The organism is Mesorhizobium sp. M4A.F.Ca.ET.020.02.1.1 (assembly GCF_004022645.1).
Taxonomy (GTDB): domain Bacteria; phylum Pseudomonadota; class Alphaproteobacteria; order Rhizobiales; family Rhizobiaceae; genus Mesorhizobium.
The window spans coordinates 17746-28108 of the sequence record NZ_RZOI01000010.1; the positions used below are offsets into that span (position 1 = coordinate 17746).

7 protein-coding genes and 3 pseudogenes are annotated in these 10363 nt (G+C 60.3%); 4 read left to right on the plus strand and 6 right to left on the minus strand.

The window, feature by feature from the left end; genetic code table 11:
- Positions 1 to 53: 53 nt before the first annotated feature.
- Positions 54 to 659, minus strand: a complete 606-nt coding sequence (locus EN742_RS01810) for a hypothetical protein (RefSeq protein ID WP_128332346.1) — start codon at positions 657 to 659, stop codon at positions 54 to 56.
- Between the two features lie 272 nt (positions 660 to 931).
- Between EN742_RS01810 and istA the strand changes: the two are divergent.
- The 3 genes and pseudogenes from istA (at position 932) to EN742_RS39065 (ending at position 3577) form a co-directional block, all read left to right on the plus strand.
- Positions 932 to 2502: pseudogene (gene istA / locus EN742_RS01815) on the plus strand (IS21 family transposase).
- Positions 2435 to 2752 (plus strand): annotated as a pseudogene (locus EN742_RS39060) (ATP-binding protein); the annotation flags it as partial. The pseudogenes istA and EN742_RS39060, both read left to right, overlap by 68 nt.
- 192 nt (positions 2753 to 2944) lie before the next feature.
- Complete coding sequence (locus tag EN742_RS39065) at positions 2945 to 3577, plus strand: hypothetical protein (RefSeq protein WP_127220041.1); 633 nt, start codon at positions 2945 to 2947, stop codon at positions 3575 to 3577.
- On the opposite strand, the gene EN742_RS39070 is transcribed toward EN742_RS39065, so the two are convergent.
- The 3 genes and pseudogenes from EN742_RS39070 to EN742_RS39955 form a co-directional block, all read right to left on the minus strand.
- Entirely contained in the window at positions 3540 to 3716 is a 177-nt protein-coding gene (locus EN742_RS39070) for a hypothetical protein (RefSeq protein WP_245492238.1), read from the minus strand. The two genes, EN742_RS39065 and EN742_RS39070, sit on opposite strands and share 38 nt — an antisense overlap.
- Before the next feature lie 323 nt (positions 3717 to 4039).
- Positions 4040 to 4747 (minus strand): hypothetical protein, encoded by a 708-nt coding sequence (locus EN742_RS37795; protein ID WP_029354820.1) that lies wholly within the window; start codon positions 4745 to 4747, stop codon positions 4040 to 4042.
- A 198-nt stretch (positions 4748 to 4945) separates the two neighbouring features.
- Positions 4946 to 5533 (minus strand): annotated as a pseudogene (locus tag EN742_RS39955) (transposase); the annotation flags it as partial.
- Positions 5534 to 6208: 675 nt separating this feature from the next.
- Between EN742_RS39955 and EN742_RS01835 the strand changes: the two are divergent.
- Positions 6209 to 6724, plus strand: coding sequence for a DUF2285 domain-containing protein (locus EN742_RS01835; RefSeq protein ID WP_245492239.1), 516 nt, complete (start codon positions 6209 to 6211; stop codon positions 6722 to 6724).
- Positions 6725 to 7510: 786 nt separating this feature from the next.
- On the opposite strand, the gene EN742_RS01840 is transcribed toward EN742_RS01835, so the two are convergent.
- Positions 7511 to 8929 carry an NAD-dependent succinate-semialdehyde dehydrogenase gene (locus EN742_RS01840; RefSeq protein ID WP_236388796.1) on the minus strand — a complete coding sequence of 473 codons (1419 nt, stop codon included), beginning with the start codon at positions 8927 to 8929 and terminating at the stop codon, positions 7511 to 7513.
- 462 nt (positions 8930 to 9391) lie between these two features.
- Positions 9392 to 10357, minus strand: coding sequence for a pitrilysin family protein (locus EN742_RS01845; RefSeq protein WP_348632839.1), 966 nt, complete (start codon positions 10355 to 10357; stop codon positions 9392 to 9394).
- Between the last annotated feature and the right edge of the window lie 6 nt (positions 10358 to 10363).

A 10363-nucleotide genomic window follows, 5' to 3' on the forward strand; every position in this document is an offset into this window, starting at 1 on the left:
CGAGCGCTTGCCGCTTCATATCGATACCGGCCCGGGCGTAGCGCACGTTACGTTCAGCCCCGAGTGGCTAGCCATTGACTGATGGTGGCGATGTCAACACCCGCCTTGACAAGGTGGATGGCCGTCGTGTGCCTCAAAGAGCGGTGATGGATGCTTTTTTCCGCCAGGGTGGTTCCTTCCCCCGCAGCCATATCAAAATGTTTGCGCAGCAAGTATCGAACACCGAACCGGGTCAGCGGTGTGCCGCGGTCGTTGAGAAAGCCCCTTTGCTCGGCGGGACAGGGCGATACCAGACGAAGGTCAAAATTCGAAGTTTCAGGATTTCCTGAACTCGTGCATCCGTATTGAACATCAGCGAGAACAGCGCGTAATCCCGCTGTCCAGAGGCGTGCGGCGGTCAATACGCGCCAGGACGCTCTTGATTTTCCGGGCCCTTCGAGATATTCGACAGGTGCCACCCGCGCGCCCTCTTGAAGGGAAGTGTCACCACCAGTTGCAGCGTATCCATATATTCGGGGTGCTCCGAGATCAGGGACCGCGCAAAGGTATGCATCGCCGCCAGCCTTGCATTGCGGGTCGCAACTGCCACGCTCGACCTCAAGTGACGTGAGAAAGCTGCCGATCCTGTCGGTATTGATGTCGGAGACCGCTTCTTTCAAGAATATCTTCCCGCTCTCCGCGGCATGAGCCCGTGGCATGCTTCGGCCCAATGCGGTGGATTGATGTTTCTTCATGCCACAACCTCGCTGACGAGACCGCCGAAAGCCCCTTCAAAGCGGTCGGTGGCGATCTCTCTCAGCTTTGGAAGGTAGTGCATTGATTTTTCGTGGATGAGGACCCTGTTTAAGGGGTGATTTTCGTCCAAACGGGACCCCTTAACGATGGGGTCATCAAGATGCCTCCGGTTTGATCGGAGGCGTTTGTGTTTTGGATGTTGGTTTTGGAGACGATTGCAAAGATACGTCGGCTGTCGCTGGTCCAGGGGAAGTCGATCAAAGCGATCTGCCGTGAGCTGAAGATCTCGCGCAAGGTGGTGCGCAAGGTCCTGCGTTCTGAGGAGACGGAGTTCCGCTACGAGCGCAAGCACCAGCCCTATCCCCGCATGGGAGCTTGGCGTGAGACGCTGGACCGGCTGCTGTCGGCGAATGCGGCCAAGCCGCAGCGGGAGCGGCTGACGCTGATCCGTATTTTCGAGGAGCTTCGCGGCCTCGGCTATGACGGCAGCTACAGTTCGGGGTGGCGGCATGCTCAGAGCTGGGCGGCGGAACGCGGCAGCGCCGTGGCCGAGGCCTACATTCCGCTGAGTTTTGCACCTGGCGAGGCCTACCAGTTCGACTGGAGTCACGAGATCGTCCTGCTCGACGGCGTGACGGTGACAGTGAAGGTCGCGCACATGCGGCTCTGCCACAGCCGCATGTTCTTCGTGAGGGCCTATCCGCGCGAGACGCAGGAGATGGTGTTCGACGCGCATGACCGGGCGTTCGCCTTCTTCCGTGGCGCCTGCACGCGCGGCATCTACGACAACATGAAGACGGCGGTGGACGCGATCTTCATCGGCAGGGATCGCCGCTACAACCGCCGCTTTGCGCAGATGTGCGGGGCATTACCTTGTCGAGCCGGAGGCCTGCACACCGGCGGCGGGCTGGGAGAAGGGGCAAGTCGAGAACCAGGTCGGGCTGGTGCGCGAGCGCTTCTTCACACCGAGGCTGCGCTTCAAGACGTTGGAGGATCTCAACGGCTGGCTGGCCGACAAATGCGTTGCCCAATGCCAAGGCGCGTCGGCATCCCGAACAGGGTGAGCGCACGATCTGGGACGTATTCGAAGAAGAACGCGCCAGCTTCATTCCCTATGCCGGTCGCTTCGACGGCTACCATTGCATTCCCGCGTCGGTGTCGAAGACCTGCACGCTGCGCTTCGACAACAACAAATACTCGGTGCTGTCGAGCGCCGTCGGTCGGCCGGTCGAGATCCATGCTTATGCCGACCGCATCGTCATCCGCCAGGATGGCGCGGTCGTCGGCGAGCACGCACGCTCTTTCGGCCGCAACGAGGTCGTCTACGATCCCTGGCACTACGTGCCGGTGCTGGCCCGCAAACCGAACGGCCTGCGCAACGGCGCGCCTTTCCGGGAATGGGTTCTGCCATCAGCCATGGAGAAGGTGCGCCGCAAGCTAGGGGCGGCCGATGACGGCGACCGGCAGATGGTGTCGATCCTCACCTGCGTTCTGACCGACGGATTGAGCGCGGTCGAGAGCGCCTGCCAGGAAGCGCTCGAGCATGGCGTCTGTTCGGCGGCGGTGATCCTCAACATCCTGGCCCGCAGCCGCGATCCGGCGGCGGGCACGATCCTTTCCATTCCCCAGGCGCTGAAGCTAGCTCACGAGCCGGTCGCCGACTGCGCCTGCTATGGCAGTCTCAGGAGGACAAACAGCCATGGAACGCACCGAGGTACTGGAACTGATGGGAGCGCTGAAGCTCTACGGAATGCGCAGCGCCTATGACGAGATCATGGGCGCGTCGCCATCAAGCGACGGCACGAGCCGCCCAGGATTGTCGGTGATCTCTTGCAAGCCGAGATATCGGAGAAGCAGGCCCGCTCCATCAAATACCAGTTCGCCGTCGCCAAGTTGCCGCTGGCCAAGGACATCGACGACTTCGACTTCGCCGACACGCCGGTCACCGAACCCCTGATGCGCGATCTCGCCCGGCGGCGCCTTCGTCGCCGATCAGCGCAACATCGTCCTGGTCGGCCGCCTTCACGGGTCACCCAACTCGCGCGGAAGGTCGACCGCATTGCGACGGGCGCGTGTCGACTTCCCAACAATGTCAGACAGGAGACACAACGCTATCGGAGCGATCGCACTGTCCGAAACGATTTTCCCAGTTGGCACGACGATTGCGGTCCTATGCGCAAAAGCAAACTAGACCTGAGAGCCGCACCGCATGAATGTAGCCTCCCAATATCTCCCGTTTGTGGCGCACCACGAAGCCGGGCACGCGGTGGCCGCCATCGTTTTGAACCGTCAGATGTTCGACGACGACCGTAAACTCCCTGCTTTCTCAAGTGTTAGTATTTACCCCGACCCCGGTGACGGAGATTACCGTGGTGTTGTCGAAGGCGCGGGTTTTTATTCAGCGCAAGGATTCACCTCGAAGCGAAAGCCGATTTTCGAGGACGATATGGATCGATATTTGGAACGCGATTGTGCGATCCGGGAGATAGTTACGTGTCTGGCAGGTCCTTTTGCAGAATCCGCATTCGAAGGCTATCTGGACCCGTTCGATATGGCGATGAATGCGTCCGACGAGAATGAGGGGAGCAGCGACTACGCGGATGCCAAGCGAATCTATGGTGAGTTGCGGTTCCTGATGCCGCGCCGCCCCGATTGGGGGCGGATCGAAGATCGCACGGCCCGGCTAGTACTCGATCACAGGTCGGCCATCGAAGCATTGGCCGCGCATTTGCTGGTCAAGCATGATCTCCAATTCGATGAGGCTCTGATGATTGTTGCGCCGCATCTTCCGCCCATGCCAGCAGCTACGCCGCCAGAGCGTCCATTTCCGAAGCCTGCTTGATCAGCCATTCGATGTGATTTGACCACATCTGCAACACCTCGCGCTTCTCCTTGACGTAGGTATAGAGATTGTAGATTTCGCCCATGTCTATCAGGGACGCTGCCTTGTGATTCAGTATGTGCTCGATGACGTGTGGCAATACCTGCCGCCTGCCGAAATTTGTCGCGAGCGTCCTGCGCAGATCGTGAAGGGTCCAGTTCTCCAAAGCCGTTGCCCCTCGCAGGGAAAACAAATGTGTCATTGGTCTTCGGTACCGACTGGGGGACCGACACCGCCAGTGTGGACAGCGGAATAAGCGTAGGCTCTTCGTTCTTCGTGCGGTCCGCCGATAGGTCCCATGTTCCGGCTTCAAGGTTGAGTTCAGACCAACGCATCGCGGCAACTTCCGTACGCCTCTGTCCGGTCAGCATGAGCAGCTTGACGATGGAGCCGAACGAATAGCCGATATCGCCCGGTTCGGGCTCACAGCCCGTCCATATAGCCGCCAGTTCGGCATCGTTCACCACTCGCTTGCGCTTGACGATCAGGGCCGGATTTTCCAATCCCTCGCGGGGAAACCGCGACGAGCCGTTGCGGCGGTTTGCGACACCGGATAGCCGCCAGTTCGGCATCGTTCACCACTCGCTTGCGCTTGACGATCGGGGCCGGATTTTCCAATTCCTCGCGGGGAAACCGCGATGAGCCGTTGCGGCGGTTTGCGACACCAGTTGAAAATGCCCGCATATACCAGAAGGCCGTGTTAGCCGCTTGCGGGTGACCCCCGGCGACGATCTTATTGGTGATGTTAGCAATGTCGGTGTCGGTCACATGGTGGATAGAGCGACTCCCGAGGGCAGGCACAAGATACCGGTTCAGGCTGGCCTCGACCAGTTCCCCAGGAATCCCATTCTGCCTTGCCGGTCTTTGCAAAGCCCGCTCCCTTGCATTCGCGCCGATCGGCCGACCCCGTTCGAGAAAGGGCGTGATATGGTCGGCGGCATGCAGAATCCGGGTGGCGCGGCTGGTCCGGTTGGACGCGGTCTGATCGAGGAAGCCAGCCGGAATGCCGGCGGCTCGTGCGGGAAGGGCGTTCATGAGACGGTCCTGTCGGGCGAGCGGTTTGGGGGCACGATCACCATAGTTGATCAGCTTCCCGAGTGGGGCATTCTCGTAAATGTCGCTTGCGGACATATGTTTGCTCCTTGTCCAGAAACAGAAAGGCCCGATGGGACGGCCGGCCCAGGGCGGTGTTTTGAGGGTCGTTACTTGGCGGCCTGGAGGTGATCGCCGTCGCCGTCCTCGGTATCGTCAGCGCTGATCTGCGCCTGATCGGCAAGGAAGGCTGGCAGTTCCGATGGAGCTATGCTGGAATTTGGGTGACGAGGCTGATCAAGCGGCGCTCTGCGGCTTCGTTTCGATGACCTCGATTCCGTCCAGGAACCTGGCACCTGCGATGAGTTTCGGCAACTGATTTTGTCCTTTCAATCGTCGCCACGTCCTGGCCGCGGCCATGACCAGCTTGAAGACCATCAGCTGGGCGGTTGTCGAGGATAGCGAGCCCTTGGTACGCACCGTGCGGTGGCGAACGGTCGCAAAGACGCTTTCGATGGGATTGGACCTTCGCAGATGATCCCAGTGTTCGGCGGGGAAATCGTAGAACGCCAGCGACGCATTCTGATCCTTCGTCAGGCAGTCGACCGCCTTAGCATACGCCTCGGCTTCCATCTCGATCGCCTGCGCAAGCAATTTGCGCGCGCCGCTGCGAAGTACATCCGTCAGGGTATCACCGATTTCGTCGGGCTGACGAAGGCGAACAATGTTGACAGTCTCGTTCATGGCGTATCGCTCTCCTTGAGAGGTTCTGGCAGGCTTCATCACCCGCCTCGATACGCCGCTCTCCTCAAACCGTCATCACCCAGTTTCCGCCATAGCTCCCCCCTGATTGGTCCGCTTCACCTGTGCAACTGCACAGGCTGCCATAGCGGGCAGATTGGCCTCCAATGGCGAAAACTTGCCGCAGGAGACCCTCCGATGACCGTGCCTATGGCGCCGCCGCTACGACAACTTGCCGACAAGCAGCGTGCGATCCACTGCCGCGCTACTGCGCCTTCAAGGGACGTCTGGATCGCGACGCAGGAGCCGATGACCGTTAAGGAATCAATTCCCTTGGCGTGCTCAGGTCGCGCTGGCCGTCGCTGTGCCCGTTCGACGGTCTGGTGGCAATTTGGGCACATCTTGTGTCGTCGCCAGTGCCAATGCCGCACGCTTCAACAAAAAGGTGCCTTCGACGTCTGCTGCCTTCGCCGGTGCTTTGCGAAGTGGCATAATGTTTCGACGCACGCAGGCGCGGGCAGGGGGTGTCAGTCATGAATCTCCTGACTGGCGCGGATCAGGCCGATTGGCGGGATGAAAGATCATACGACTACACCGCTGGCCTGACGCTGCGGGAGTGGGCTTGGGAGTTCTTACGCCGCAATCCAGCGTTCCAGCGCGATCTGACCGCTGCGCGCCAGCACTGCAAGACTTGGTCTCTCCAACCCTTTCTCGATATGGTCGCGTCGGCCGGCGACCTGTCACGCTGGGGTGTTCTGTTTCGCGGAGTCTTGTGGCCGCGCTTCGGTCGTATTCTGGTGTCCGCTCTGGTGCGTCCATGTGCTGCCGGTCATTGCGGAATGGTTGCCTGCCTCGTCGCCGACACCGCCGTTCGAACTCTCGGCATTGCCCTGTCGTGCAACCGTCCTGCTGGCGCCCGACAAGAGCCAGCATGTTCTTCTTCGCAATGCGGACCACGCGCTGCAGCTCGCCGTCTCGGGCGCGAATATCCTCCACCCTGTTTGCCTGCATACGCAAGCCATCTGGCCCGCGGTGCTTTTAAAGCATCGATTGAGGGGACTGGAGTGCCTCAATGCTCTCAGTCTAGGGCAACAATTGCCGCCCCGCTTGTTTGCGCCGGAAAAGCGCGGCGTCCGTTTGTCCTTCGTTCTTCGTGCGCTCGACGGTTCGCTCGCCGGAGCACCACATCGCGAGCTCGCCGAAGTTCTCATCGGTCAACGGCGCGTCCATGCCGACTGGGCGGATCCTCGCGATCATCTGCGCGACCGCATCCGTCGGGCCGTCTCGCGTGGCCGCGCGCTCATGAATGGTGGCTACAGAGATTTCCTAATTTGAAATGCGACAGTCCGCGCTGTGCGTCAGTGGATGAACGTTCGCTCGCAGCTGACCCGTCACCAACAGTTCGCCCGCCGACAGATCTGCATGGCGCCTTGCGGGTATGCTCTGGTCAGGCGTCGGCCGACGCCACAATGACATCGGTGAAGTTGCCAAGGCGGTGGTTCATTAGGGCCGGCCTCGACCTGAACCCACATCAGTGGTCGGAAAGCGGCGTGCACCGCAATGTCGCCATAGCAGCCAAGATCCTTTGAGTCCGGACCTGCAGTCCTGTTGGACCGGCGGGTGCAACAATATGGAGGGATTTGAGACCTCACACCGTTCCCTGGATCGACAGCTCGGTCAGACATCGCACCCACCGCTTGATTATGGAAATGGTGTGCCTGGAGTACAGCGAATAGCGCTTGCTGCGCACTGTCCTAAGAATAGCAATCATGACCCGTCTGGGGGTCTGCAATACGACGATTCAACCGCTTGGGCATTGTCGCATATCCCACAATGTAGAGTGCGCAACAGGGCAAAAGCTGATCCATCGGCGGTTTATCAATTGCTTTTTGGCTTGGCACGGCACATGCAACGCAATCGGCAAAAGGCGCACGTACTGAGTGGCCCATCGGCCCTAGGAGCGCTGACTTATGCCCTCCCAAGGCATGTCCGGCCCGGCAGCGAGCTCAGTCTCCTGCCGGGCATCCGTGTTTCAGGTCAACGGCGTTTGGAACTTCAAATTAGGTGGCGGCATTGACCGCAGGCCGCCCCCGGTGGGGCGGAGAGACAGTGCAGCAGGTTTCAAATCCCGCCCATGCAAAGATATTTCATTTCCAGATAGTCCTCGAGGCCATGGCGGGAACCCTCCCGCCCGATGCCGGATTGTTTAATACCGCCAAACGGTGCCGCCTCCGAGGACATGCGTCCCGTGTTGATGCCAACCATGCCATATTCCAGAGCCTCTGCCACACGCCAGACCCGCTTCATGTTGGAGGCATAGAAGTATGCGGCGAGGCCGTAAATCGTGTCATTGGCCTCGCGCACGACCTGATCCGCATCGTTGAAGCGAATGATCGGCGCCAGCGGCCCGAATGTCTCCTCTTGCGCGACTGCCATGACGCTGGAAATCTCGGTGAGGACCGTGGGTTTGAAAAACGTGCCATTCTTGCCGATACGTTGGCCCCCGCATCGTATTGTGCCGCCTTTCGCAATGGCATCTGCGATGTGAGACTCTATCTTGGCCAGAGCATGCCTGTCGATGAGCGGTCCGATGTCCACTCCGGCATCGAATCCGTCGCCAACCGACAAGTGCCGGACTTTCTCCACGAATTTCTTGACGAACTCATCGTGAACGCTCGATTGGACGTAAATACGGTTCGCCGAAACGCAGGTCTGGCCGGCATTGCGAAACTTCGCCTGGATCGCACCGTCAACAGCAGCGTCGATGTCGGCATCATCGAAGATGATGAAAGGTGCGTTGCCGCCGAGCTCAAGGCTAACCTTCTTGATCTGGTCAGAGCACTGACGCATCAGCAGCCGCCCGACCTCGGTCGAACCGGTGAAGCTGATCTTGCGGATCTTGGAATTGGTGCAGAGTTCACGGCCGACGCGATCACCTTCGGACGCATAGATCAGGTTGACCACGCCATCGGGAAAGCCGGCCTGATGGGCAAGGGCGAACATTGCGCCAGCCACGAGCGGCGTCTGTTCAGCGGGCTTGAGCACGATCGTGCAGCCCGCAGCCAAGGCCGGCGAGATTTTGCGCGCCACCATGGAGGCCGGGAAATTCCATGGCGTGATCGTGCCAACAACGCCGATGGGCTGCTTGATCACTAGCATTCGGCGGTCTGTCGAGGGTGCCGAGATCGTCTCGCCATAGACGCGATTGGCCTCCTCGGCATACCATTGCAGATACGCCGCCGCATGCGATACCTCTGACATGGCTTCGGCAAGCGGCTTGCCCATTTCCGCAGTCAGAATCGCGGCGAGATCGCCTGCATGGTCGATGATCAGCTGATGCCATCGCCAAAGAACGTCGCTACGCTCTCGGGCAGTCAACGCGGCCCATCCCGACTGCGCAACATAGGCCTTGTCTACCGCAGCACGTGTCTCCTCCACGCCCATATCAGGAAGCTCTGCCAAAACTTCGCCGGTCGACGGATTGACGACCTCGAACGTCTTATTGCCAACCGGTCTGCCAAGTGCCGGCAGGCGGTCCATGGCTCCAAACAGGTGCGGGGATTTCAGACGGCGGATCATCGGCAGGCACAGGGGCAATACCGGATTCCTCCTCAACGCAGCGAACATCCAGGTCGACAGGCCGTCGGTGTGTATTCTGCACCAGCGGGTTCGTCCTAGGGCCTCGGCAAAGCAGCTGGTAGACCAAACATACGACAACAGTTCCGTTAGTTTGAGTGCCCGCGGTTCATCAGTTGATGGATTGAGCAGCCGGATGTTTGCTTCGTCCACCCGCTGCCTGCTGGTGGCGTGCGAGTGTATTCTGCAAAAGGCGGCATACATGCTGAGGAGCGCCGTTTCGGCGAGAGGCCCCTGGACCGCCAATGCCGCGCAAGGCCCGCGAAACGACTCCGCGGGTCTGCATGATCTGCTTGGCCCACCGGCCTCCATATTCGCTCTTCCCACGAGAAGCCCCAAGGAAGAAGGAAGGCGAGATGAGTTTCTTTACTCATCCTTGCCGCCCAGCGGCGGGCCGACCACCAAAATGGCGGGCTCGGCCGAAAGCAGCTTCTTGGCCGCCGCCTTGACCTGTTTGAGCGTCACCCGACCGATGCTGCGGGCGCGACGCTGGTTGTAGTCGACGTCGGCCTTGTGAATCTGCAAATCCAGGAGCCGGTCTGCAATCGAGCTGGTCGAGCCCAGACGGTCAATGGCATAGGTGCCGATCAGGTGCTTCTTCGCCGCCTTGAGCTCGGCCCCGGTCGGTCCTTGCTGCGCCATCTGCTTTACCACATCTCGCACGATGCTCAGCGTTTGGGCGGCGCAGTCCGAGCGTGTCTCTGTCGTAACCAGAAGCTTGTCAAGGGTCAGTTCAGAGCTGACGTGATAGGCAAGGCCGCGTTTTTCGCGCACCTCCTCGAAAAGGCGGGAAGTCATGCCCGAGCCGCCGAGGATGTCATTCATCAGCACGGTGGCGAAGTGATCCGGCGCGCTACGCTTCACGCCAGGCCAGGCCAATCGCAGCGAAGTCTGCGGCAGGTCGCAGTTCTCCTCCACCAGTTGGCCGAGCTTCGGTACGACATCGGCGACGGGGGCGAGGGTTTGTTGCTCAGGCAAGTCACCAAACAGCTGGTCGAGCCTTTCCCTCAGCGTGTTTGCATCAATGTCACCGACCACGGCAATATGGAGCCCGTCGCGAGCGAAAATCGCCTTGTGGAAGGCGAGGAGGTCGGGCGGCGTGATGCCGGCGAGGCTCTCTTTTGTGCCTTCTCCCGGCCTCGAAAAAGGATGCGTGCCATAGATCGCGCGCAGCCATTTGCGCTGAGCGATTGCGTCAGGGTCGCGCTCGCTGCCGACGATGTCGGAGACAATCTCGGCGCGGACGCGATCGATCGGCCCCTGGTCGAAGCGCGGCGCGTTGAGTGCGAGCCGAAGCAGGCCGAACGCGGCGTCCTGCTGTTTGGGAAGCATGCACAC